Genomic DNA, 25,589 nt, shown 5'->3' on the forward strand with positions numbered 1-25,589 from the left:
TAGCTTAATTTTATGTACTATGAGCACGTTAAAAGTTAAATATAGATATATTTTATATCAATTGATAGTTTTTTGTAAAAAATTGGGTATATGATAAAAGTGCAACTGTAAAACACGCTATTGCTGTAGTAGACGTCATCATAAATGTAACCATCATTTGGTATTTTACTGCATTTACAGGATCGACGCCACCAAGAATAAGGCCTGTCATCATGCCTGGTAACTGCACAATTCCAAGTATTTTCATGCTGTCTATCGTAGGCATCATTCCTGTTTTAATAGCTATTTTTAATATTTTTTGTGATGCTTGTCTTGAATTGGCTCCCAAAGCAAGGTACGTTTCAATTTCGTGTCTTCTGTTTTTTACCTCGTCTTTAAGCCTTGACACTGTCAAGCCTGATGAAACCATTGCATTTCCTATTATCATCCCAGATACAGGAATCACTTCCTGCGGTCTAAAATGGATGCTACCAAATAATATAAGTGCTGTAAGTGTTATAGCAGCACCAAATGCAATAGATATCGTTATAAAATAAAACACATATGGTATTCCCTTTCCCCTTTTGGCTGCATTGTTTCCCGCCACAATAGTCATTAAAATAACCATTGCAAGTGTAAAAAATATATTATTTGCTCTAAAAATATAATGAAGAATATATCCAACAATCGTCAGTTGTACAATTGCTCTTATAGAACCAATAATAACTTCTTTTTCAACCCCAAGTTTCTGATAATATGAAATGAAAATTGATACTAATACGAGACTTGATGACAATATAAGCGACAAAACGCTCATTTAATCCCCCTCCTTTGTCAATTTTCCATTAATAAAAAGCCTTGTCACATCATTTTTGGGATTTGAGAAAAAATCTTTCGTATTTCCATATTCAATCAGTTTACCATTGTTAATGAAAATGGTAAAGTCTCCAACACGCTTCGCTTGTTCCATGTTGTGCGTAATCCAAATAATTGTAAGATTTAATTTGTTTTTTAACTCCATGACAAGATCCTCAATCACTTGTGTAGATGCTGGATCAAGTGCAGACGTAGGTTCATCTAACAGTAATACTGTAGGCTCATTTGCAAGTGTTCTTGCTATTGAAACTCTCTGTGCTTCACCACCAGATAAGTCATCAACTTTTCTTTTTCTATAATTTTTATCAAGCCCAACTATACTCAAGTAATATTCAACATCAATATTTTTCTTTCCTTTAAGCATAGGTCCGTATTTAATATTGTCCTCAACAGTTCCTTCAAAAAGATATGGCTGCTGAAAAACCATCCCAATCTTTCGCCTAAGTTCTATTACGTCGTAATCCTTTATGTCTCTCTCATTTATCAATATTTTCCCTTCAGTTGGATCGATAAGCCTATTTATTAATTTTATAAAAGTAGACTTGCCAGCGCCAGACGGCCCTATTATTGTATATATATAACCTAAAGAAATTTCCATTGATATATCTTTCAATATTACATCATCATGATCCTTAAAACCTACATCAATGAACTTTATTTTTTTCATTTCGCACAAATGTATCCTCCTCGTATAATTATTATTAAAGGAAATAAATTTGTCTCACACATCTTTTGAAAAATACCCTCTCTTACACCTCTGATTCTTTATTTCCCTGAAATCGACTTAAACTTAGTATAACTGCAATTAAAGCCGCAGAGGTAAGTCCAAGAACACCGCCAAACCAAAATGGCGCATCTGGACTTATATGTACCCACATAGCTCCAGCTATAATAGATGCCAACAATAATCCTATACCTTGCATCATACCATAGATACCCAATACTGTACCTTTATATTTATCAGGGGAAACTTCGGCCACAAATGCCCGCTCAGCACCGCTTATAAATGCTGTATAAGCTCCATAAAATATAAATAAAAGAAAAATTATGATTTTTGAATTAGACAACGCAATTCCCAAATAGACAAGTCCATAAATAGCATAACCAGAAACCAAAATCAATCTCCTCCCAAATTTATCTGACAACTTCCCGGAAGGAATGGCAAGTAGTGACGTGGAAACATTAAATACGAGATAAAGAAGCATGACATATGGTGAAGAAAAGCCCAAATTCTGTGCTTTCAAAAGTAGAAAAGTATTTGATGAATTCCCAAGGTTAAAAATAAATATGACAGCCAGATAAAGTTTTAATTTTAAGCTCAAATTTAAGCTTTTGAACGACAATTTTTCACTTTTCTGTTTCTTACTTTTATCCTCTTTTATAAATGGAATAATTATAATACCAAGAATAGCAGGTATAATCGACCACATAAATGCTACTTTATACTTTAGCCCAATTGTTACTATGATAAAAGCAATAAAAGCACCTACAGATGATCCAGCCATATCAAGCATTTTATGGAGTCCATAAGATCCGCCAAGTTTATCCTTTTCACTAGACTGCGCAATAAGAGCATCCCGCGGTGCAGTACGGATGCCTTTTCCTGTGCGATCTATAATTCGCGCTATCAAAACACCTATCCATGATCCTGCTAAAAGAAGAAGTATTTTATAGATAGCCGAAGCTGCATATCCTATAAAAGTCAGCACTTTCTTGTTTTTGTATTTATCACCTATGTAACCGCTAAAGACCTTTAAAATCGACGCTATGCTTTCAGCAATACCTTCGATAATTCCTACAATTGCTGGCGAAGCCCCAAGTGTTGCCGTCAGGAAAAGAGGGACTATCGGATACACCATTTCTGTACTCATATCAATTAGCAAACTTACCATGCCAATCAGTATAATATTTGATACATACAACAACTTCCCTTTTTGAATTTGTCATGATCGACTGACTCCTCCTAAAAATTTCTCATTTTGCATGAAATAATAAAAGCTATATTGAAACTTGTTAAGATAATTTTAAATCAAATTAAAGTAATTTTGCAAATATTTATAGTAGAAAATAAAAAAGCTATCCTCATTTATGGATAGCTCCTCTCCTATTCTTCAAATGCCTTTACAGGACAATGACCGTACTTCCTATCCTTAGCGACCAAAGTTGTAACATATGCTTTAGAATTTTTGTTAAATAATATATCATGTCCAACACAAAGCCCGACAACCACATTTAGTTCTGTATTTTCCTTGTTCATAATTTCAGCTTGTGTGATTGGATTGCATGTTGCAATGAATTTATCTCTCTTTTTCTCTATTCCAATTTCTTTTACATCTACTGAACCTACCTTACAACACACCGGTACTACAGTTACATCGTATTTATTAAGCATCTTGACAAATTTTTTTGCTTCTTTCTCAAGTGAATAGCAAAAAGCAACACCTATCTTCTTCATACCCATTTGCATAATTAAATTGATTATTTCTTCCGCTCTGCTTCTCAATTCGCCATTTTCGTCAACAGGAAGTGTATTTGCTATTTTCATCATCTTATTTACATTTTCATCATTGTTATATTTTTCAATTGAATCATTAATAATATCTTTTTCCATAACTGTAGGACAATTCTTAGGAAAATTATCATCACCTTTTGCACAAGGCTTATTAGGACATACTGCACAAGAAAATATGGAATTCATAAAATCACTCCTTGTATACTGTATTCATTTAATATTATATCATATACCCATCCCGTTGTATAGGGGTAGTATATGATTAAATAGCTGCTTTATCTAAGGTAAAATAAAATGAAGTTCCTTTATCTATCTCGCTTTCTATATGATATTCACTGCCATGCAAATCCAATATTTCTTTTACTATTGCAAGTCCTAAGCCTGTACCTCTATTATCATCTTTGTAAAATTTCTCAAAAACACTTTGCAGCTTTTCTTTCTCTATTCCTTTACCTGTGTCAGATACGATGACTTTTACATTATTATCCTCTAATATTGAAGAAATAGTAATCACTCCTGATTCATCAATGCTTTTTATCGAATTGCTTAAAAGATTCATTATAACCCTTCTAATTAGTTCAGCATCTCCATTTACAATAACGTCAAGATTCTCCGTGACAATATTTATATTTTTGCCATGTAGCAATGGTTCAAAGCTTAAAACTACATCATCAACTAAATTTTTTAAATTAAAAGACGATACCTTTAGTTTCACTAAACCTGATTGAAGCTTTGATAATGATAAAACATCGTCTATCATTTTTGACATTCGATCGACTTCATTTAATGCAACATTTAAATATTTGTTTCTTTTTTCTTTATCATCGCCATAAAAGTCCAGTAGCATTTCACAGTATCCTTTTATAAGCCCTAAAGGGGTCTTAAGGTCGTGTGTAATATTTGCTATTAAATCTCTTTTAAATTTTTCCGCTTTATTGAGGTTTTCTGCCATGCTATTCATGGACATTGCCAAATCCTCTAATTCATCATTTGTCTTTACATCTAATTTCACGTCAAGATTCCCAGATGCTATGTTTTGTGCTGCATTTTTTAAATCATCAATTGGCTTTGTCAGCCTTTTCGACATGATAATTGACATGATGATTATTACAACAATACATATTAGTAGCATCAAAAAAAATTCACTTTTAAATATGACGATAGTATCAGTAATAGTCGATAGTGGAATAGTCAATACCAGTTTTGCGTTTTGATTATTGTATGAAAATGATCTTATAACTGCAAGAGATTTTACACCAATTGATGGATGCGTAAATTCTACCACAGCTAATTTTTCATTAGTGTTTAGGAAAGTTTTTGGCAACCCTATTCCGTAGCCTTGTCCGTTTCCATGCGTTCCAAAAATCAATTTACCTGTATCAGCTACTGCAATTACTTTTGCATTGGATTCTTCCATAAGCTCATTAGCAGTTTTGTCATCATTTTTAGATAACGCATTGGCAATTTCTAAGCTATAGTTTTTCAACTGATTAATCTTATAATAAGTGTATATCTTACCTATAAAGACAACTTGAGACAAGTAAAACAATAAAAAAATTATTCCTGTTATAATCAGATACGTAATAAAAAGCTTTTTTCTTATGCCTCTCACTTTAATCACCACCTAATTTATATCCATAACCCCATACTGTTTTTATAATGTCCCTTTTATCGCCAAGTTTTTCTCTCAACTGCTTTATATGTGTATCGACTGTCCTTAAATCGCCAAAAAATTCATATCCCCAAACAATATTAAGGCATTTCTCACGGCTTAACGCCTTCCCCATGTTTTGTGCAAGTAGATTTAAAAGATCAAATTCTTTTGGAGTAAGATCTATTTTCTTTCCATCAACTTTAACAACTCTTGAATCAGTGTCAATAGTAATACCCGAAAAAGATATTAGCTTATCCGATTCAGTCCATTTAGATCTCGATAAGATAGCTTTTATCCTTGCTATGACTTCTCTCGGACTAAATGGTTTGACTACGTAATCATCAGCGCCAAGTTCAAATCCTAAAAGCCTATCGTATTCTTCACTGCGGGCAGTTATCATCATTACAGGTATTTTAGATGATTCTCTTATTGTCTTTAAAACATTCCAACCACTCATATCTGGCAACATTACATCCAACAAGACTATATCAAATGAATTACTTTTAAACATATTTATTCCTGTAATGCCATCTTCAGCAAATAAAGCATCGAAATTGTTCTTCTCTAAGTAAGTTTTTAAAATATCCCTCATTCCCTCCTCGTCTTCAATGACCAACACTTTTTCCATCATAAAACACCTCCAATTTTAGTTTACATATTCTAAAAACTATTTACAATATTATCAAAAAATCTTCACAAAAACATCACAATTTCATTAAAGATGTATCAAATATAATGGGTAGAATAAAAGTGTAAGATAAATAAATTTTGAAAGGAGATGTTTTTATGAACATCAAAAAATTAGTAGCATCAATAATGGTAGGAGGTTTACTTTTAACAGGCATTGCTGCATATGCGGAAACAGCAAATAATAATTCGCCTCAAACAAATACATCATATACTGCACCAAGGTATGGCAGAGCTCAAATGGTAGATTTTATGGCAAATCTTTTAGGAAAGTCTACAGACGAAACATTGAAACTTTTAAATTCCGGTAAGACACTGGAACAAATAGCAGTTGAAAATGGTGTAAAATTAGAAGACTTCAAAAATGCCTTGTTAAAACAAAAAACCGACTATATAGACCAAATGGTTAAAAATGGTGTGATAACAGAAGAAAGAGCTGCAGAGCTAAAATCATTAATTAAGGAAAGAATAAATGCATGTGATGGTACTGGCAATGGTGGTGCAGGACTTGGAATAGGCTTTGGAAGAAATGGAATGTCAGGTAATGGATATGGCAAAGGACACGGTACAGGTTTCGGTAAAAATATGCATTTCCCATCAGGAAACAATTAAGTGAATTTCTGAATGATGCTATACAATTTTCTGATTCATATGATATGGCCGCAAGATTTCCCCGCGGCCATATTACTTTCATTTTTTAGTCTTCACAGTGTCCTTCATGTTCATGTTTTTCACATGCACTACCTGTAGATATCAAAGTTCCATCAATATATTTCTTTACCACATCTTCAGCATCGCCAGACGCGCCTGTAATGACATCAATGCCGTAAGAATTAAACAAATCTATTGCGCTAGAACCCATTCCACCAGAAATGATACATTCAACGCCTTTGTCTTTTAAAAATTCAGGCAAATATCCTGGTCTATGTCCTGGATTATCAATAAAATTGGCACTTACTATTTTATCTTCCTCCACATTAAAAATCGTAAATCCCTCACAATGTCCAAAATGCATTGAAACGCTTCTTCCATCTGTAGCAACAGCTATCTTCATTTAAACATCCATCCTTTCAACATTTCAAACATACGTCATATACAATTATAAATATATAATTATTTTTGTCATATGTCAACAAAAATATTAAAATTTCTCTGTAAAAAAATCCGGGATAACCCGGATTTTTTTAGAAGTACAGATCTCTTTCACCATTTTCTAACCGTTTGAGTCTATTTTTCGTCTCTTCTCTTACCTTATCAGAAGGAATATTTTCTATGTTTGCAGCAATCGTTTCTTCACCTATAGCCTTTGTAGCTTCATCACCGTAATCTAAAAGGAACTCCTTAAATGTAAGTATAGCATTTGGCAAACAGAAATTGTGAATCTGTCCTGATTTAGCAAAGCTCATAAACCTATCGCCAGTACGCCCCATTCTGTAACATGCTGTACAATAACTTGGCAAATAATGCTGCTCACATAGTGTTCTCAATATCTCATTTGGCGTCCTATGATCCCCTACTTCAAACTGAGGTTTCGTATTTTCTTTCTTTGATATTTCTTCGTAATAACCGCCTACACCTGTACAAGAACCTGCACTTATCTGAGATATACCTACGCTTATAACCTCTTCTCTAAATTCAGGAAGTTCTCTTGTAGATAAGATCATTCCCGTATACGGTACGGCAAGCCTTATTACAGCTACAAGCTTTTTAAAATCTTTATCAGACACCAGATATGGGTATTCATCTAACGTTATATTTAAAGCAGGTCTAAGTCTTGGAACAGATATAGTATGTGGTCCAACACCAAATTTTTCATCAAGATGATTTGCATGGTACAAAAGTGCTATTGTCTCGTACTTGTAGTCATAAAGTCCATACAAGACTCCCAAGCCTACATCATCAATACCCGCTTCCATGGCTCTATCCATGGCAGTTGTATGATAATCGTAGTCATGCTTTGGCCCTGTAGGATGCATATATTCGTATGTGGGCCTGTGGTAAGTCTCTTGGAATAATATATACGTCCCTATGCCTACATCCTTTAACTTTTTATAATTTTCAACAGTGGTAGCAGCAATATTTACATTGACTCTCCTTATGCTGCCATTTTTCAATTTTGTATCGTAAATTGTCTTAATCACATCTAAGACATAATCAATAGGACAATTTACAGGATCCTCACCTGCCTCAACCGCCAATCTTTTATGTCCCATTTCCTCCAATATCTCTATCTCACGCCTTACCTCATCCATAGTAAGTCTTTTGCGTTCTTGTTCATTGGAGTGTTTGTAACCGCAATACCTGCAATTGTTAACACAATAATTGCTAATGTAAAGTGGCGCAAATATGACTATTCTGTTGCCGTAAATTTGCTCTTTAATATATCTTGCAACTTTGTACATTTCATCAAGAAGCTCATCATCTTCCAAATTTAGAAGAACTGCCGCTTCTTCAGGCGTAATACCTTTCAAATTTTTGGCTTTTTCAATGATTCTCAGTGCTTCATCTTTTGATGCACCTTCACCATATTTTAAAGCCGCTTTTATCTTCTCGTCGTCAATAAAATCTGCAATTTGCCTATCCATATATTGATTTCTCCTTCCCTTGCCCTCAGTAAATCCCTTGGGCTTAGTATTTATAATAAAATTATATACCTATTTTGTTAAATATTCAACAATGAAATTTTGCTAAAATAAATCGTCCATAAATCCTTTCCCTCTTACCTCAGAAACGTCTAAAATTGATATAAATGCATTGCTGTCAATGCTGTAAACTAGATGTTTAATATATGGAATTTGTGAAAGTGATACAACGCAATACAGTATTCTGCGATTAGTCTTTGTATATGCACCTTCAGCTTGAATAAACGTAACACCTCTTTTTAAATCATTCATGATTGCATTGCTAATCTTTTCCTCATCATTTGTAATTATAAAAAGCATCTTTCGCCTGTTAAACCCATTTATCGTCTTATCCAGCACAATCGAATTTATTGACATTGAAACAAGTGTGTATAAAGCACTTTTAAGCCCTATAAATATGGCTCCAGCCAAGACTATGAAAAAATTAATATATAGGTTTGTCTTGCCCAATTCAAAATTCTCATATTTTTTCTTTACTAATACAGATATGATATCAAGTCCACCAGTCGAGCCATGATTAGCAAAGACTATTCCCATGCCTGCACCTGTAAGTACACCACCGTAAAGGCATAATAATATGGGATCGTCAAAATTGATTAATTTATCTAAAAACTGAGTTAATATCAAAAAAACAGATAGAGAAGATGTACCTAATATCGTATAGAAAGTAAATCGAGAACCGATTTTCTTATAGCTTAAAATAAGCAATGGGATATTCAGCATGAAAATCGTGTATCCGGCAGGAAGTCCTGTCAAATACTGTACAATTAGAGAAATACCAGATACACCACCGCTTAAAAGTCTTGCATGTACGATAAATGTATTAATTCCAATTGAATAAATAAAAGTGCCAAAGAGGATTCCCAGTATATTTTTTACGCTTAATCTGCTTCTTAATTTATTGTTGCCAACAAACATTATTATAATTGCCTCCTACAGTCTTATATAAACAAGATATTATATCAATGAAACATCTTCCAAAATTAAGTTTAAACTATGTCAGTTAATTATGCAATAAATTATTCAAAATAATTTTTTAAAAAGTAAAAATTTCATTTATGCTATTCTGATACATTTATATTCATAAAAACTAAAATAATTATGCATAAATTTTTATATTCACTTTCAAAAAAATAAAGCCAGCAGCAATGATTGCCACCAGCTTTTCATAATATTACTTGTTATCTTTGTCTTCGTCGTCTAAATCCTTCAATCTGTCTTCTATATATTTAAGTTGGTCCTTAAGGTATTGGGCTTGTGCATTAAGGTAAGATTTCTCGTCAACAGCATTTCCATATCTTGCCCAAAACGGTGCTTTAGTTGCGTAATACATGTTTCTATATCCTCTGTGTATACCATGTCCACTCATATATCCTGGAGCACCATGCCCACAGCAAAATCCCATACCTCTTCCAGACATCGGACCATAGCCCATTGGACCTGTTCCGTCTCCTCTTGGCATATAAACCACTCCTTTAAATTATTTTGGTCTTATGACCGTTTCACAATTATATATTACCACCGTTTTTGTCATATGTCAATAATATTTTAAAAAATTTCTTCTCTCCAAATCTTTGTATGACATAAATATCTACAAAGACTCTATCTTGACATTCTACATAAATAGCTTTTAGCATCATTCTCAATTACTACAGTGCTTGCTCAAAGTTTGCTGAGCAAAAATGCTGCAATGGCTTCTGGCTTGGCACTTGGATTTGGAACAGGAATAGGTGGTCTTGGCTTAGGTTTATTTGGAATACTCATTGACTTTAATGGTGTTACATCAGCAATTTTACTAATGGCAATCATACCAATTTTAGCAGGTTTAATAAGCTTAAGTATAAGAACACAAAGCTAAAATCAATTTTATTAATAGTAGCTCTTATATTTTATAGAGATGCTACTATTAATTTTTTATTCTTTGAGTTTTTCTCTGCATTTTTTACATATACCATATACATTAATGCTGCCATAATTTATATCAAATCCATATTTATCTTTTACTAAATTTAGAAACTGTATGATTTCATAATCTGAATACTCTTCTACATTGTTACAATGCTTACAAATCAAATGTATGGGAATATTGCCCTTTTGAGGTGTAATTAACTCATAATATTTTACATTATTGATTGTATTGGCAGAAATAATATTTTTTTTAATCAACATGTCCAGATTTCTATAAAGAGTCGCTATGCCATAATTGGGATCTTCTTTCTTGACAATCTTCAGTAAACTATTGAAATCAAAATGAACATAAGGATTGTTTGTAAATATCTTTAAAAGTATCAATCTGGTTAATGTGATTTTTACACCAGTCTTTTTTAAAAAATCTATTAAATTTTGTAAAGATACATTTTCCAATTCTATCACCACTTAAATTATAATTAACATATGTTCATTATATATGATATAATTAATTTCTTTATATGTCAATAATTTATCACAAACTAAGGGTACACAACTTTGTGTACCCTTCAGCTTTATGTTACGTACTGTACTTTTTTAATACGTCCTTCTTGATCGTACAATTTTACTATGAATTTATTTTCCTTTACTTTAATTTCACAAAAACATTCTCTGCAGAAAAATAAATTGCCTCCAATTTTACCGACATTCTTACTTTTACAATTAGGACACCTCATTTTGATTACCTCTTTTTACAATCATTCTGTATTTTAAAAATGCAGCCTAACCTAATGTTAGGCTGCTTTATAGGGAGGTTATATTAATTATGTTATGTCCTTTGTAATCATTATTAATATCATAATGTATTAGAAGCATCTGAATTTACTGTCGTTGCGCTTTTAGAAGTATTTGTTTTGCTTCCTTTTAAGTCATTAAGTATTTGTTGCTCTTGCGTCGATGTTATTTGATTCTTCTTAACTGCTTCATCAAGCACTTTTTTAAATCTTCCCATAAAACTAAATCTTTCGTGTACCACACCCATGTACTTCTTCAAATAACGTGTAACAAATTGTGGATAGCCATTCCCATCCCATTTATTGACTTTATCGGTAAAATTCTTAATAAGAGTATTAGCTTTTTCTTGTGTAATCTTGCCATTCTTTACTTGATTATTAACGATATTTGTAAAATCATCAATCAGCGTTTGCTTTTTTTGATCTAAAGTCATATTGTTAAAATCTTCTATCTTCTGCTCAGCAGTATTTATTTTAGTCAAAATCTTGTTTTCCTCATCTTGGCTAATCTTGCCTTGATTATACTTCTCTTCAATTTTTGTCTTGAGATTTTCTAAAGTTTGTATTGGGTCAAACTTTTTGTTTGTCTTAACTGTCTGGCTTGTTGAGGCATTTGAATTAGCCTGTGAAGATGATGTTGATGTATCCGCAAAGGCTATTGATGTCAAAAGAACCGTGCCTATGACAGCAGTCGCTATGATTTTTTTGCTTTTCCCTGTCATAAAAAATCCTCCTTATGTTTTATTTTAAACTCATTATAACCCAAATTTTTTAACAAACTGTTAAATAAGTGTATATTTTTTGTTAAAAGTAATGTATATCAAGCCTTATACAGTTACAACACGTAACTCAAACTTCAGCAGTTCTCTTGAGAACATTATACAGCAACAGTTCAATCCGGACTCTCCTAATGCAGTCTGGTGTACTGATATAACATATATCTGGACTTTAGATGGATTTGTATACCTGACCAGTATCATGGATTTATATTCACGGAAAATTATAGGGTGGACATTTTCCAAAACACTAGAGGTATCATGTGTTTTAGATACCATAAATAAAGCAAAGGCAACTAGAAAGTTAACTAACCCACTAGTTATCCACAGTGATCGTGGAAGTCAGTATGTATCGAAGGAATACCAAAAAGCTGCATCAAAAATGACATTCAGTTACTCAAAGAAGGGGTGTCCTTGGGATAACGCCTACATAGAGTCCTTTCATTCACTAATTAAACGTGAATGGCTAAATCAATATAAAATCAGAGATTATGATCATGCTAGAAAGCTAGTGTTTGAATATATTGTACCTTTTATAACACTGTACGAACTCATAGCCACTACGACTATAAATCGCCAGATCAGTATGAAGCACAATACTTGAAGAAGGCAATAAAACTTATTGGGTAAGCAATAAATATGCGTAAATATATTCTCTGCTTGAAATTCATAATTTAATACGTACGGAAATACTAGGGAATAACTTGCTCATTTTAATTTGTACTTTTTCTTAACATAGTACCAAGTCTATTTGTGAAAAAATTATGAACAATGTGTAAAAATTTATTTAAAATAATCTGTTTAAAAGTTAATTTTATTTTTTCTCATGCCAATATTTATCAGCAAGCCTATTGACATCATATTGACAATCAGAGAAGTGCCTCCATAGCTAACAAATGGTAGAGGTATCCCTGCTATCGGCATTATGCCTACTGCCATCCCAATATTTTCAAAGACATGAAACGCAAACATTGATAGTATTCCAATCGAAATTAGTCTTCCAAACTTATCCTTAGCATTGTATGCTATCTTCCAAGCTCTGTATAGCAACAAACTATATAGTAAAATCAAAGTTGCTGAACCAATAAATCCTAATTCTTCGCTTAACGCTGAAAAAATAAAATCTGTTTGTGATTCTGGCAAAAAAACAACTGTGTCTCTGTTCCATGAAATAATCCCTCACCCCAAAACATACCTGATCCAACAGATATAATCGACTGTATAACATGATATCCAGCACCTAAAGGATCAAGGTTAGGATTTATAAATGATAAAAGCCTTTTCCTCTGATATGGTTTTAATAGCTTATACACTATTGGCATAATCGCTATACTAGAACCAATTAATTCTGAAAACACTCTGAACCTTATTCCAGATATAAAAATCATACCGATAAAAATCATAATAAATACCAGTGCCGATCCAAGACTATGTTGCAATATAACAATGATAGAAGGTATAATCACCAAAATAAGCGGATAAATTAATTCTTTAAAATTTGTAATCTCATCTTTATCTTTTAAATAACTGGCCAACGCAATTATTAAAAAAACTTTTGATATTTCAACAGGTTCTAAAGATATTGGACCGAATACAATCCACGTCTTAGCACCATTGATCTCTTTTCCTACCAAAAAAACAGAAACTAACAATAAAATGTTTAATATATAAAGCTGTAAAGAATAATTCGATAATAAGTTGTAGTCAAAAAGTGTGATTACCAAAAGAGCAATAACACCTATTACTATTGAAACTGACTGGGTTATAGTCTGTTTTAAAGAGCCTGTTGCCGCAACATGCGCTTGTAATTACAATTACTCCTATAATCGATATTAGAATAGCTAATGTAAATAAAACAAAATCAAAATTTTTTATAAGTTTTCTATCAAGCATGATAAATCTCCTCAGTTACCTAAAACATTTATTTTTTCAATTAGCATTTCATTTTAAGTATAACAATGGATTAACCGGAATACCATTAACGTAAACGCCGAAATGACAATGAGGACCTGTAGCCCATCCTATATGCCCGGAATATGCAATAACCTCTCCCTTTGACACTCGTTGACCAACGACAACAAGTAATTTTTCATTATGTGCATAAAGCGTAGATATTCCGTTTCCATTATTAATTATTACTACATTTCCATACCCCTCCATCAAACCTGAATAACTGACAATTCCGTCTGCAGCGGCGCGAATTGGTGTTCCATCAGGGGCTCCTGTGGCCATAGCATATGGAATAAAAAAAATAAGGATCGGAATATTAAGTAATCTTCTAATTGCTTTAGTATCTGGCATTAGTACATTTTTATCGATGTTTATAGGTTTCTTTATAAATAGATTTTTACCATCAAACATATCAAATATTGCTGGCAGTCTTATACTTATTATGTTAGGCTTATGGTTTATTTTAGACTATTATAAGAAACGGAAAACAGATACTTTTGACTTTAAGAATAATTACGAAATCCTGATTAATTCAAAAATAGAAGGAAATGATAATTTAAAATATATAGATATGAAAGAATCTATTATTCTTGCTTTTGGTTTAACAATAAACAATTTAGGTTTGGGAATTGGAGCAAGCATTACAGGACTTAACATATATTTTACTACATTATTAACAATTATTTTCAGTTTATTATCCATTCTTTTGGGTTTTATCATAGGCAATACTTACTTAGCCAAAGCGTTTGGCAGTTATGCACCATTAGTTTCAGGTATTTTAATTGTTTTTTTGGGTATATACGAAATTTTCATTTAAATCGTTAAATCTTTATGCTATATAAGAAATTTCCCATCTTTTAGAGGTGGGAAATTTCTTAAATTTATTGTTAAATTAATGAATTTATAAATTGACCAGATGGCATCAGCATTGTTTGAATTAATGACGCATCAAGCATTCCAGTTGAATCATAAATTCCCATATTGTTATTGACTAAAGACATCGTTTCATTTGCATAGTCTGTAAGAGGACTTTCAGCTATTTGCCCAGCAAATTGACCTACATTTACAGCCAATCCATCAAATCCAGCAAAGGCTGCTTGTACAGTGCTAAAATTGTTCTGTATTGCATTATTTAAAGTATTTTGGTCTATCGAAAGAGTCATGTCTGGATTTTGAGTAATTCCAATGGCTTGTAAATTTGATGCCTGATATTCATAGCTTTGAGTAAGCTCTGAAGCAACAAGAGGACTTATATATTGCTGGTTCTGATTCACATATGTTAACATCTCGTTGTAGTCATTGACAAAATTATTTATGCTGTCGCTTATGGATTGCGTATCAGGCGCCACTGTCACTGTAGCATTGCTTACAGTCTTATTAAATGTCATGGTCAAGTTGTTATTGTCAACATTGACGGTATTTGTTTGAGATGTACCACTTACTCCATTAATAGTATAATTTGCGTTTGTTGCTTCTACTGTTACTGTATTTGCGCCAGTATATGAAACTGCATTGCCGCTGACATCTGTCAACGTGAATGCATTATTTGTTCCAGTATTATTTGCATTTATTTCTAACTGGCTCGTACCAAGATATGGATTGTTATTTACAATGGCTGTAATCCCTATATTTGCAGAGTTAATTGCTTGAGCCATATTATCTAAGACAGTTTGGTTAGTGTCTCCTTGATTGACATTGAAAGATATATTATACTGTTGCCCACCTACTTGTGCCGTAAAGCTGTATGTTCCAGGTGTAAGGCTTGTAACACTATTGCTTGACAAACTTGTCCCATTGTTCTGTTGTGCCATGGCAAGCTGATTTACAGTAACACTATAGGTAGAAGCAGTTGCACCTGGTTGAGCTGATACACTTATGGAATTTGGATCACTGGATGTAGCGACCATCTGGTTAAAAACATTATCAGGCGATGTAAGTTGCAACTGTGACGCTGTTTCAGCCAAATTATTTGCGTAACTATTCAACATGACAAGGGCATTTGTCGATTGCATTGGCAACTGTTGGTTCTCCATATCTGTGTACAATGCTTGCTGTGCGATTTGAGATATATTGTCAGAAGAAATATTTGATAGTGAAGTCAATGGATTGCTCGTATTAAAAAGATAGCTGTAGTCGCTGTAATAAGGGTACATCATATACATATAACTTGTATCAAGATAGCTTGCCATATTTTCACCTCCAATCTTTTTATTTTTTTATCGGCAAAACTGTTAAAATTTTTATAGAAGACATCAATTTTTTGTTAATTACCCAATAAAGTATTTTAACGAAGGCTTCACAGAAATCTCTAGTCCTATATATGGTAGCAAGTTCCATCTTCTATAGGATGGAATAGGTTCACAATTGATTTTTAGAGTGATTTGGTTTATGCTATAAGAGTAATCTTTTGTTTAGCGCATCGGAGTGATAAATGATGACATTGATTAAATCAAAAAAATCAGCTATCTTACTTTTTCTGCTATTAGTAATAATAGGATTTATTCTTTTTTATGGAAAAAGCTTATTTTTCAAACATAATTCCGCAAGCAGTGTCAAATCTGCTAAAATTGTATCTAAGATAAAGACTAAAAAAACAAGCAACAAGCCAATAACAACTGTTGTTGCTACTACAGAGTATCCGAGTAAAAGTAGTACAAGTAAAATTACATCTATAATATCATCAAACGCAATATCTGACAATGACATATTGTCGCTGGTGGACAGAAGCAACAGAAACGAACTCTTTGAAAGCCCAATACCTCTTAATGCCCCTATATTCAGCGGTAACAAAAAAGCTAAAAAATTGCTGGCGCTTACATTTGATGATGGACCTTCAAAAGAGTTTACTAAAAAATATGTAGATGTTTTAAAAAGCTTAAATATAAAGGCGACTTTTTTTGTTGTAGGAAAAATGGCGGAAAAAAACCCTAATTTACTTAAATATATTGCAGAAAACGGCGATGAAATAGGTATTCATTCATACAGTCATAAATATATGCCTCTAATGTCACCTGAGCAGATGATTGACGAGTTTTACAAGACGCAGGCAATTGTTGTCAACGTAGCAGGAGTAAAACCCGATTTATTTAGACCTCCATATGGAGCGTTCAATAATACTCTCGTGAAAATATCAAATGCACTGGGACTTCATGTTGTGCTTTGGACTGTTGATCCAGATGATTGGAAAAGGCCCGGAATACCAAATATAATTAATACAATTGTATCAAAATCATCTTCTGGCTCAATCATTCTTATGCATGAAGGCAATTCAGAAACATTGTTAGCATTGCCACAGATAATTACAAAACTTAGATCTAAAGGATATTCTTTTGTGACAGTATCTGAACTTATGAAAGCTTATCAATAATCAATAGTATTATATAGCTACTTCATGTTCCGCCTCATGCTGGACACCACATAGTGGTTCACACTACCAAGCCCTCAGCGGACTTTCACTGCCAAGTTATCGCCTATACCAGGAGCACATTAAAAAGAGAAAGCAGGTTAACCAATTAACCAACTTTCTCTTCTGTTTCTACCTTACCCGGCACACACGCAGTTTCGTCCATTATTTTTCGCTTCATAAAGCATATTGTCTAATCTTAAGAGTACTGTATCAATATTATCGCTTTCTTTAAAGTCAGTCGCTCCAAAGCTTGCTGTCACATTGTCAACATCGTCAAATTTTGCAGTGCTGATCTTAAGTCTCAATACTTCTGCTATATCTGAAACATTATTTAAAGAAGTCTCAGGCAAAAGGATGATGAATTCTTCTCCACCCCATCTAGCAAAGCAATCGGTTTTGCGTATTCTTTCTTTTACAATTTCAGCGACTCTTTTTAGCACCATATCACCTGCTGCATGTCCAAAATAATCATTGACATTTTTAAAATGGTCCAAGTCAAACATGATAAGCGAAAAACAGAGATTTCGCATCAAAATTCCAGCAAAAAATTTATCTTTACAAGAATTTTTATATTTTACATCTAGTTGAATATATGGTAATAGTAAATCCATTTAGATGCTAAAAAAGTTGTACTTTCCCCTTACCCCATGAATTTTAATAATGAATTTCCAGTTTTGTTTCAAATTATGTCTTCACAAACAGTGGATTACTCCATCCAGTTTCTATGATAAATATCTCATCTTTTATATCTTCAATAATATCTATTTGAAGCATATGCTTTTCCCTAAAATTTCTTATACACCTGAAGAAATATAATTGCATCAAATTAAATGCTATTATTATAAACATTAACACAGTTTCTACACCCTCAGGACTGTGCAGAAAACAGTGATTTAAATGCCATTCTGTTTTTAGTTGATGAAAAGCATTGTTTTCAATTTCCCATCTTTTATGTATTATTTTCCATAGGGTTTCTACTGAAGTAACTTTAGAGGTAGTTATTATCCATGATTCTTTTATTTCTACTTTGCCTGAGCTATGTATTTCTTCTATAAATTTTATAAACCTTACTTCTATGTCGGAATTAGGCATTTGAAAATTGTCTTCGTCCCAGGCCTTTATTTTAATATAATTATTACTTTTTTTCTTAACAGTCCATTCTTTATCTGCTTTTCGACACTTGAATAAACCAAGTGCATCCTTAACTATATTAAGTCTTTCATCTTTAACCCTTACTACTGCATCCATCCCTATTGATAATACTTCTTTAATCCAAGTAGATTTGCAATATAATGCATCAGCTACTATAATGTCTGCAAAATGATGAAATTCTTTATGCAATTTTCTAATTAGACGCTTGCCTGCTGTGATTTCTCCTTCGTCTTTATCTGAAGCATCTCTTTTAGGTTCAAGCATTTCCTGACCTATGATAAGATGTGGATCAGAACCTACAGTTGCACATATTACTGACCTATGAAAGTAATGAGTAATCCCGTCCTTTTGGACTCGTGTAAGACAATTATCACAGCACTTATTAGTGCTTTCAAATAACTCTACACCATCTATTGCAACGACTTTTAGTCCATCTATAGTTCCTTTTCTAAAAACCTTATTTTTTGTACTTGTCTTGATTATACTATTATTAAGTTCATTTAAGCCATCTAAATCAAAATTACTTAAAACACGCCTAATAGTGTCAATACGAGGAATTTTAGTCTTTTTAGGTAATACTTTTTTAAATTTACCTTTTTTAAGCCAATGTTCCAACCTATTAAAACTCCTTATTTGAAGTATAAATCCAAATAATACTACAAAGGTAACTGTTGAAATTTTTACTGAAGATTTTGCTCTTTTATCTTTTAGGGTATTGATTTTTTCTCCAAGATGGTATATCTTAGAGAAGTAGATAAGCATTTGTTTTAAATAACTTTTGTTCATTTTATCAGCATCCTTTCTATTTAGGTTATCGCAAAACATATTATAGAAAGGATGCTTTTATTTTGCAAATTTTTTCTTTCAATTTCCAGTAAAAAACGGAAAATCACATATTTCTAGCTGCTCTTAGTTAAATTTTATAAATCAACGTGTCTATCACTCTAAAAATTTTTAAATGCGAAATCTCTGAGCGAAAAAGGCTTTTTATTCCTTTTTGTCATTTCTACTTCTTTTTCAAGTACATCCATAAAGAAACGCCTATTGTATATACCTGTAAGTGGATCAGTAACTGATCTTAAATAAAGCAATTCTTCAAACTTTTTGCGCTCGCTAATATCTCGTATTATTCCTATCGCATGCCATGAACCATTAATTTTAACAACAGAAAGCGAAAGTTCCACATCTATCTCATGACCTTTTTTATGTACAGTCTTCATTTCAACTGTTTTTCCAACAATGCTTCCTTCACCGCTTTGGCGAAATTTTTCAATCGCCTTTTCGTAAGAACTATACAATTGTTCATCTAATATCATAAATGAGTGCAACTCTTTACCTAATATCTCATCTTTTGAATAGCCCAATATTCTTTCTGCCGCAGGATTCCAAAAAGTAACCTTGCCATACCCATCAATCATTATAATAGCATCACCGGCATAAGCAGTTATAGTATTCAAAATTTCATTTTTCTCCATAAGATCATTTTCAATTTTTCTTTGTTCCGTCAAATCAGCTACAAATGCCACAAAGACTTTTTCATTATCATACTCCATAAGCTCTATATGGATTCCCACCGGATATAATGAACCATCTTTTCTTCGGTGCATCGTTTCAATATTTAATTGCATCTGCTCACCATTTAAAAGAGGCTCTAAAAACTCTTTAAAGCCTTGCAGCGTAAATTCTATCTTTATATCAACAGGAGTCATCTTCTTAAGTTCTTCTTCAGAATAACCCAAATTATTCCTTGCTCCACGATTTACAAAAATAAATTTTAAAGTCTCAGCATCAAATATATAAATTTCATTTAGAGAATCTTCAAAAAGTTTTCTGTAGAATTCAAGTTTTCTTTTGATTTCCCATTCTTCAGTAATATCAAATACTATTAGATGAATTAATTTCTTATCTTGATAATCTATAATTGTCGAATACGCATTTACTATTTTTTCACTTCCATTAACTCCATTTTGTATGCATACACATGGGTTGCAGCCTCTTTTAAGCATTTCCCAGCAGTTTTCATATTCGTCTTCGCCAAAAAAATCTGCAACTTCTCTAATATCCATGTTTTGTACAATATCTTTAGGATATCTGCAAAATTCACAAGCAGCTTTATTCGCATAAACTATATGTCCTGATTCAGCATCAACCAACATCATAGCTACATCATGGTTTTCAAACATACTATGAAACATTTCTTCTCTGTTTTTGATCTCATTCCTGGCCTCATACAAGTTAAAAGCCATCTCGATTTGAGAAACAATGACACTTTCATCGACACCCTTTAAAATGTAACCATATGCCGAAACAGATTTTATTTTTCCCATTATTTCTCTATTGGCATTAGCAGTCAAAAATATAATTGGAATATCTTTATACTGACCAATTATTTTTGCAGCGTCTATGCCATCAATCCTTCCACTAAGCTCAATATCCATCAAAATCAAATCTGGACTTTTTTCACTGCTTATTACTTTTTCAATAGCCTTTTCCCCAGAAAATACTATTTCAGTCTTGTATCCATATCTTCTTAAAATATCTGCCGTTACTTGTGCATTAAGTTTACTGTCCTCTACAATTAGAATTTCTTTTGGATAAATAGCCTTCATCATCAAGTACCCCCAACAATCTAGTCTATAAATATCTATATAGTGAAATTTTTCCTTAATGATATTATACACTATTTAACCAAAAGCACAATAATTTGACATAAGACGACTTTATAATTTCATACTTTAGCCTTCATTGAAAATTTTATATGCCTTCAAAAATTTGTCAGACATCTCTTTATCACCTAAGCCATCGTATATCTTATAGTACAAAAGGTAAAATCTCGGATCGTCTGGATTGACCTTAGATTTTTTAAGCATGTCCAGTGCTTCGATGAAATTATCATTATCAATTAAGTTTTCTATTTCGTTTATTAAATTATTTGTATCATTCTCTTTCGTTTTTTCATGTTCATCAATCATTTTTTCCAAAACAGATTTGACTCTTTTAACAGTAAATGGTTTTTGTATATATTCTACAGCACCTAATTTTGTGCACTCAATCGCATTTTTTATCGTGGCAAATGCCGTTATTATTATGACCGGCGTTGTTATCCCACAAGACCTTATCTTTCTTAAAACTTCGGTGCCACTTAAAAGCGGCATTTTAATATCTATAAACGCAAGCTCTACATCCCCATTTTTTAATATTTTAAGCGCTTCTTCACCGTCTTTAGCCGTTATAACATTATATCCTTCTGATTCAAGGCAAGTAGTAAGAAGCATTCTAATATTCTTAGTATCATCTGCAACTAAAACTTTCTTCATAAGATTTACCCTCTTTCATCGCATATAGGAAGTGTAAACATGAAATTGCTTCCTACGTCTATATCGCTTTCACACCATACTTTTCCACCGTGAGCCTCTACAATCTCTTTTACGACAGCAAGTCCTAATCCTGTACCTTTAATCTCAAATTCATCATCATTTTGTACGTGAAAAAACTTATCAAAAATTTTATCTTTGTATTCTTTCGGTATACCTGCACCAGTATCTTTAACAGAAATTTGCATGAAGTCGCCATCAACCGACGCACTGATTGTAATATCATCACCTGCATCAGTGTACTTCAAAGCATTTGTTATGAGATTGTTTAAGACCCACGTTATTTTCTCTGGATCGGCATATACGCATGGCATATCTTCGTCAATTGTATTAGTAAGATTTACACCTTTTTCGTTTGCAATATTATATAGCGGCTTTACAGTATTTTGCGCTATTCCAAATATAGAACAACATTTAAAGTTGTACATCTCTTTGCCAGATTCAATCTTAGTAAGTTCGATTAGTTCATTAACCAATTCAGTAAGCTTTTCACTTTCTTCTTCGATTGCCACGAGTGTACTTCTTTGTTTATCATTAATCGCACCTATTTTTTCTTCTAAAATCATGCTTGTACCCATCATTATGGATGTCAACGGTGTTTTAAACTCATGTGAAATTATCGATATGAAATCGTCCTTTGCTTGATCTAACTCCTTAAACTCAGTAATGTTGTGAAAAACCAACAGTATATCTGATATTTCCGATTTATAATTTTTTATTGGGGTGATTGTAACATCATAATATTTATCACCGTATTTAACCTGCTCAACCTTGTTAATATTAAATTTTGAATCAACAATTGCATTTATTTGCTCAAAAAGCTTCTCATCTTTAACAGACAGAAGAAAATGCTTATCAATCGCATTTTTTTCTTCGATTCCAAATAACTCTTCCGCCGCACCATTTAATAATATTATTTTATAATCTGAATTAAGCACTAACAAAGGGTCATTTATACTTTTTACTATAGACAATGTCTTGTTGCGCTCATCAATTATCTTGCCTAATTGACTTTCTTCATATTGCTTAAGTCTTCTTATCATGTTATTAAATTCTACTGCTAATTTACCCAGTTCATCATCCGTCTTAATTGATATAACTTGATCAAGTTCCCCTTCTTTTACTTCCCTTATAGATTTTATCAAATATTCCATTGGCTTTAAAAATCTATTGGTAAATATTAAAGATATTATGAATCCGAAAATAGCTGCTAAAAGTGTAACTAACAAAATCGTGTACATTGAATTTTTTGCATCCAACGTCGCATTAGTCTTTTTCTTAAACATAGCATCTTCGTTTAATTTGGCAAGGGAATTTAAGAGATCTTTTATATGTTCATAGTTAGGCTTTATCTTCATATTATAATAGTTCAACATGCCAACTTTATCATCTGGTGGCATCCCTTGCAAATATGAAACGCTTGTCGTAAAATTCACATACGCACTTTTTATCTCATCGACATAATTGCCTTCATTTTTTTCTGTTATATTGTTTGCTTCTACATTGTACCAATTGTAAAACACCGAATTGTCCTGATTAAATTGCTTTATGGCGGTTTGCCTGTCATCATATATAAATGTCAGTATGGCATTGTTTTGATTTTCTAATTCCTCATTCATCAAATTAACAGCTTTTATGCTTTTATAGTTATCAATCATTAAACCATCTATAGTTTTGCTTAAATAATACATATTAATGCCAGATATTATTCCGACTATCAATACCAGTACGACAAGCACTAAATAAACAATCGATATCTTGCTTTTTAACGTCTTAAACATTAAATACACCTACCTGCATATATTTCACCTTTTAATAGTTAAAGTATAATTTTCAGAAAATATAAAGTCAATAAAGGATTCCTGCGAAAAAACGTGAAAAAATGTGATAATTATGTGTATTAGTGAGATAATTTAATATAAAGGGATTTGATAATATGGATAATTTTTTAATGAAAATTTAATGAAACTTTTGTTTTATTTTCCCGTGTATTATAATTTACTCATGCCTAAAAGCATTGATTATTTTATTTTTTAAGGAGGAGTTTGCAGTGAATATTGAATTTACTTTAGGTGGCATAATATCACTTGTAATACTTTTTTATTTGGTTTACATGCTATTAAAAGCTGATGAATTATGATAAGTGTCAGGGAGGATTAGTATGATATATGATATTTTACAAATGCTAATATTTATATGTCTTTTAGTGATAATTACAATTCCACTTGGTTCGTATATAGCAAAGGTATTTACCAATCAGCATACATTTTTTGATTTTGTGGCAAAGCCAATCGAAAAATTTGTCTATAAAATTACAGGTATAGATGAAAGCCATGAAATGAATTGGAAAGAGTATGCTTTGTCATTGCTTACATTTAATTTCTTAGGCATAATTTTTCTCTTTATTATACTTGTATCACAAGGCAAATTGCCATTAAATCCACAAAAATTACCTGGAGTTTTATCATGGCATCTTGCTTTAAATACAGCAGTAAGCTTTGTAACAAACACAAACTGGCAAGCATATAGTGGTGAAACAACCGTAAGTTACTTAACTCAAATGTTAGGGTTTACAGTTCAAAACTTTTTATCTGCTGCTACCGGACTTTCTGTTGCGATTGCTTTAATTAGAGGCATAATGCGACATTCCACGAAAGATATAGGCAATTTTTGGGTGGATATCACAAGATCAATAATATGGATTTTTTTGCCTCTTTCATTAATTCTTTCTTTAATCCTTACACAACAGGGAGTAATACAAAACTTTAGTAGCTATATTAAAGTACATACATTAGAAGGACTAAAGCAAGTCATAGCAATGGGTCCTGTGGCTTCTCAGGAAGCAATTAAAATGTTGGGAACAAACGGCGGAGGCTTTTTTGGCGCAAATTCCGCACATCCTTTTGAAAACCCAACGCCACTTACAAACATGTTAGAAATGCTGGCAATACTTGCTATACCAGCTTCATTGCCATATGCATTTGGTAAAATGGTAAAAAACACAAGGCAAGGATGGGCTATTTTTAGTGCCATGCTTATTTTATTTGTCATCATGTTGGGTACGACATATTATTCAGAAAAAACCGGCAATCCAATCATAAACCACATAAATATAACTGGTCCATCTGCTATGGAAGGAAAAGAAGTCAGATTTGGAATAGCTGGTTCTTCACTATTCTCAACAGTCACAACAGCCGCATCTTGTGGAGCAGTAAATTCTTCTTTAGACAGTATGACACCTTTAGGTGGACTAATATCAATGCTTCAAATAATGCTTGGAGAAGTCATATTTGGAGGTGTTGGCTCCGGGCTTTATTCAATGCTAATAGATGCCTTTTTAGCAGTTTTTATCGTAGGTCTTATGGTAGGACGAACACCTGAATACATCGGTAAAAAAAATAGAATCATACGAGATGAAGATGTCAATATTGGCCATCATAATACCGGCTTCCACAATACTTATAGGAAGTGCTATTGCATCGGTTACAAAAGCTGGCACAAGTGTCCTACTAAATCATGGTCCACATGGTTTAAGTGAAATATTGTACGCATTTGCTTCGGCAGCAGGAAATAATGGAAGTGCTTTTGCCGGACTTAACTCTAACACACTTTTTTACAACTTAATCACCTCAATCGCAATGATTATTGGTAGGTTTGGCGTCATCATACCAGCGCTGGCCATTGCAGGAAGCTTGGCAAATAAAAAGATTGTTCCTGTCAGTGTAGGAACATTTCCTACTGACAATGCATTATTTTCAGTCCTTTTAGTAGGAATAGTGCTTATAATTGGTGCTTTAACATTTTTCCCTGCCCTTTCTTTAGGCCCAATAATCGAACAATTGCTGATGAATGCTGGAAGATTGTTCTAACCATGGAGGT

The 25,589-nt window shown here is 32.6% G+C and carries 26 protein-coding genes and 2 pseudogenes; 7 read left to right on the forward strand and 21 right to left on the reverse strand.

Going from position 1 to position 25,589, the window contains the following annotated elements; translation table 11 throughout:
* Positions 1–52 precede the first annotated feature (52 nt).
* The 6 genes from JJQ93_RS05870 to JJQ93_RS05895 form a co-directional block, all read right to left on the reverse strand.
* Positions 53–796: an ABC transporter permease gene (locus JJQ93_RS05870; RefSeq protein ID WP_274893068.1), complete on the reverse strand. Its 744-nt coding sequence runs from the start codon at positions 794–796 to the stop codon at positions 53–55.
* A complete protein-coding gene (locus JJQ93_RS05875; RefSeq protein WP_274894065.1) occupies positions 797–1,522 on the reverse strand; it encodes an ABC transporter ATP-binding protein in 726 nt (241 codons plus the stop codon). It lies immediately after the preceding gene.
* Between the two features lie 82 nt (positions 1,523–1,604).
* Positions 1,605–2,777, reverse strand: coding sequence for an MFS transporter (locus JJQ93_RS05880; RefSeq protein ID WP_274893069.1), 1,173 nt, complete (start codon positions 2,775–2,777; stop codon positions 1,605–1,607).
* 182 nt (positions 2,778–2,959) lie between these two features.
* A complete protein-coding gene (locus JJQ93_RS05885) occupies positions 2,960–3,553 on the reverse strand; it encodes a DUF1847 domain-containing protein (RefSeq protein ID WP_274893070.1) in 594 nt (197 codons plus the stop codon).
* A gap of 76 nt (positions 3,554–3,629) precedes the next feature.
* Positions 3,630–4,979 (reverse strand): sensor histidine kinase, encoded by a 1,350-nt coding sequence (locus JJQ93_RS05890; RefSeq protein WP_274893071.1) that lies wholly within the window; start codon positions 4,977–4,979, stop codon positions 3,630–3,632.
* A 1-nt stretch (position 4,980) separates the two neighbouring features.
* On the reverse strand, positions 4,981–5,649 hold the full coding sequence (locus JJQ93_RS05895; protein WP_274894066.1) for a response regulator transcription factor: 669 nt from the start codon (positions 5,647–5,649) through the stop codon (positions 4,981–4,983).
* 158 nt (positions 5,650–5,807) lie between these two features.
* Between JJQ93_RS05895 and JJQ93_RS05900 the strand changes: the two genes are divergently transcribed.
* On the forward strand, positions 5,808–6,320 hold the full coding sequence (locus JJQ93_RS05900; RefSeq protein ID WP_274893072.1) for an alkyl sulfatase-like hydrolase: 513 nt from the start codon (positions 5,808–5,810) through the stop codon (positions 6,318–6,320).
* Between the two features lie 85 nt (positions 6,321–6,405).
* Here JJQ93_RS05900 and JJQ93_RS05905 read toward each other — a convergent pair whose 3' ends face one another.
* The 4 genes from JJQ93_RS05905 to JJQ93_RS05920 form a co-directional block, all read right to left on the reverse strand.
* The gene (locus tag JJQ93_RS05905) at positions 6,406–6,762 is read right to left on the reverse strand and encodes a NifB/NifX family molybdenum-iron cluster-binding protein (RefSeq protein ID WP_274893073.1); all 357 of its coding nucleotides are present in this window, start codon (positions 6,760–6,762) and stop codon (positions 6,406–6,408) included.
* Positions 6,763–6,892: 130 nt separating this feature from the next.
* Positions 6,893–8,293: a [FeFe] hydrogenase H-cluster radical SAM maturase HydG gene (hydG, locus tag JJQ93_RS05910; RefSeq protein WP_274893074.1), complete on the reverse strand. Its 1,401-nt coding sequence runs from the start codon at positions 8,291–8,293 to the stop codon at positions 6,893–6,895.
* 102 nt (positions 8,294–8,395) lie between these two features.
* On the reverse strand, positions 8,396–9,268 hold the full coding sequence (locus tag JJQ93_RS05915) for a YitT family protein (RefSeq protein ID WP_274893075.1): 873 nt from the start codon (positions 9,266–9,268) through the stop codon (positions 8,396–8,398).
* Between the two features lie 256 nt (positions 9,269–9,524).
* Entirely contained in the window at positions 9,525–9,812 is a 288-nt protein-coding gene (locus JJQ93_RS05920) for a DUF5320 domain-containing protein (RefSeq protein ID WP_085113488.1), read from the reverse strand.
* Positions 9,813–10,040: 228 nt separating this feature from the next.
* On the opposite strand from JJQ93_RS05920, the gene JJQ93_RS05925 reads away from it, so the two are divergent.
* Positions 10,041–10,208 (forward strand): hypothetical protein, encoded by a 168-nt coding sequence (locus JJQ93_RS05925; RefSeq protein WP_274893077.1) that lies wholly within the window; start codon positions 10,041–10,043, stop codon positions 10,206–10,208.
* A gap of 56 nt (positions 10,209–10,264) precedes the next feature.
* On the opposite strand, the gene JJQ93_RS05930 is transcribed toward JJQ93_RS05925, so the two are convergent.
* The 3 genes from JJQ93_RS05930 to JJQ93_RS05940 all read right to left on the reverse strand — a co-directional run bounded on the left by JJQ93_RS05930 (position 10,265) and on the right by JJQ93_RS05940 (position 11,774).
* Positions 10,265–10,723 carry a Fur family transcriptional regulator gene (locus JJQ93_RS05930; protein WP_274894067.1) on the reverse strand — a complete coding sequence of 153 codons (459 nt, stop codon included), beginning with the start codon at positions 10,721–10,723 and terminating at the stop codon, positions 10,265–10,267.
* Between the two features lie 110 nt (positions 10,724–10,833).
* Complete coding sequence (locus JJQ93_RS05935) at positions 10,834–10,995, reverse strand: YrzR-like zinc ribbon domain (RefSeq protein ID WP_168170207.1); 162 nt, start codon at positions 10,993–10,995, stop codon at positions 10,834–10,836.
* A gap of 119 nt (positions 10,996–11,114) precedes the next feature.
* On the reverse strand, positions 11,115–11,774 hold the full coding sequence (locus JJQ93_RS05940; RefSeq protein ID WP_274893079.1) for a hypothetical protein: 660 nt from the start codon (positions 11,772–11,774) through the stop codon (positions 11,115–11,117).
* A gap of 79 nt (positions 11,775–11,853) precedes the next feature.
* Here JJQ93_RS05940 and JJQ93_RS05945 point away from each other — a divergent pair, with 79 nt between their 5' ends.
* Positions 11,854–12,432 carry an IS3 family transposase gene (locus tag JJQ93_RS05945; RefSeq protein ID WP_274893080.1) on the forward strand — a complete coding sequence of 193 codons (579 nt, stop codon included), beginning with the start codon at positions 11,854–11,856 and terminating at the stop codon, positions 12,430–12,432.
* A 197-nt stretch (positions 12,433–12,629) separates the two neighbouring features.
* Here the strand turns inward: JJQ93_RS05945 and rodA are convergent.
* Together rodA and JJQ93_RS05960 are read right to left on the reverse strand one after the other, a co-directional pair.
* Positions 12,630–13,552: pseudogene (gene rodA / locus JJQ93_RS05955) on the reverse strand (rod shape-determining protein RodA).
* Between the two features lie 217 nt (positions 13,553–13,769).
* Positions 13,770–14,189: a M23 family metallopeptidase gene (locus JJQ93_RS05960; protein WP_274893083.1), complete on the reverse strand. Its 420-nt coding sequence runs from the start codon at positions 14,187–14,189 to the stop codon at positions 13,770–13,772.
* A gap of 31 nt (positions 14,190–14,220) precedes the next feature.
* Between JJQ93_RS05960 and JJQ93_RS05965 the strand changes: the two genes are divergently transcribed.
* The gene (locus JJQ93_RS05965) at positions 14,221–14,595 is read left to right on the forward strand and encodes a manganese efflux pump (protein ID WP_350494222.1); all 375 of its coding nucleotides are present in this window, start codon (positions 14,221–14,223) and stop codon (positions 14,593–14,595) included.
* A 70-nt stretch (positions 14,596–14,665) separates the two neighbouring features.
* Here the strand turns inward: JJQ93_RS05965 and fliD are convergent, their stop codons facing one another.
* A complete protein-coding gene (gene fliD, locus JJQ93_RS05970) occupies positions 14,666–15,967 on the reverse strand; it encodes a flagellar filament capping protein FliD (protein WP_274893085.1) in 1,302 nt (433 codons plus the stop codon).
* A 242-nt stretch (positions 15,968–16,209) separates the two neighbouring features.
* Between fliD and JJQ93_RS05975 the strand changes: the two genes are divergently transcribed.
* The gene (locus tag JJQ93_RS05975) at positions 16,210–17,145 is read left to right on the forward strand and encodes a polysaccharide deacetylase family protein (RefSeq protein WP_274893086.1); all 936 of its coding nucleotides are present in this window, start codon (positions 16,210–16,212) and stop codon (positions 17,143–17,145) included.
* A 173-nt stretch (positions 17,146–17,318) separates the two neighbouring features.
* Here the strand turns inward: JJQ93_RS05975 and JJQ93_RS05980 are convergent.
* The 5 genes and pseudogenes from JJQ93_RS05980 to JJQ93_RS06000 all read right to left on the reverse strand — a co-directional run.
* Positions 17,319–17,699, reverse strand: a pseudogene (locus tag JJQ93_RS05980) (GGDEF domain-containing protein); the annotation flags it as partial.
* 169 nt (positions 17,700–17,868) lie between these two features.
* A complete protein-coding gene (locus tag JJQ93_RS05985) occupies positions 17,869–19,122 on the reverse strand; it encodes a transposase (protein WP_150201018.1) in 1,254 nt (417 codons plus the stop codon).
* Positions 19,123–19,280: 158 nt separating this feature from the next.
* Positions 19,281–20,945, reverse strand: coding sequence for a GGDEF domain-containing response regulator (locus tag JJQ93_RS05990; protein ID WP_503010259.1), 1,665 nt, complete (start codon positions 20,943–20,945; stop codon positions 19,281–19,283).
* Between the two features lie 126 nt (positions 20,946–21,071).
* A complete protein-coding gene (locus JJQ93_RS05995) occupies positions 21,072–21,653 on the reverse strand; it encodes a response regulator (protein ID WP_045410556.1) in 582 nt (193 codons plus the stop codon).
* Between the two features lie 5 nt (positions 21,654–21,658).
* Positions 21,659–23,491, reverse strand: a complete 1,833-nt coding sequence (locus JJQ93_RS06000) for an ATP-binding protein (protein WP_274893087.1) — start codon at positions 23,489–23,491, stop codon at positions 21,659–21,661.
* A 380-nt stretch (positions 23,492–23,871) separates the two neighbouring features.
* Between JJQ93_RS06000 and kdpA the strand changes: the two genes are divergently transcribed.
* Together kdpA and JJQ93_RS13080 are read left to right on the forward strand one after the other, a co-directional pair.
* Positions 23,872–25,248 carry a potassium-transporting ATPase subunit KdpA gene (gene kdpA / locus JJQ93_RS06005; RefSeq protein WP_274893088.1) on the forward strand — a complete coding sequence of 459 codons (1,377 nt, stop codon included), beginning with the start codon at positions 23,872–23,874 and terminating at the stop codon, positions 25,246–25,248.
* Positions 25,130–25,579 (forward strand): potassium-transporting ATPase subunit KdpA, encoded by a 450-nt coding sequence (locus JJQ93_RS13080; protein ID WP_274894068.1) that lies wholly within the window; start codon positions 25,130–25,132, stop codon positions 25,577–25,579. The genes kdpA and JJQ93_RS13080 overlap by 119 nt, the downstream gene beginning before the upstream one ends.
* Positions 25,580–25,589: the final 10 nt, after the last annotated feature.

It is taken from the genome of Thermoanaerobacterium sp. R66 (assembly GCF_028895185.1).
GTDB lineage: Bacteria > Bacillota > Thermoanaerobacteria > Thermoanaerobacterales > Thermoanaerobacteraceae > Thermoanaerobacterium.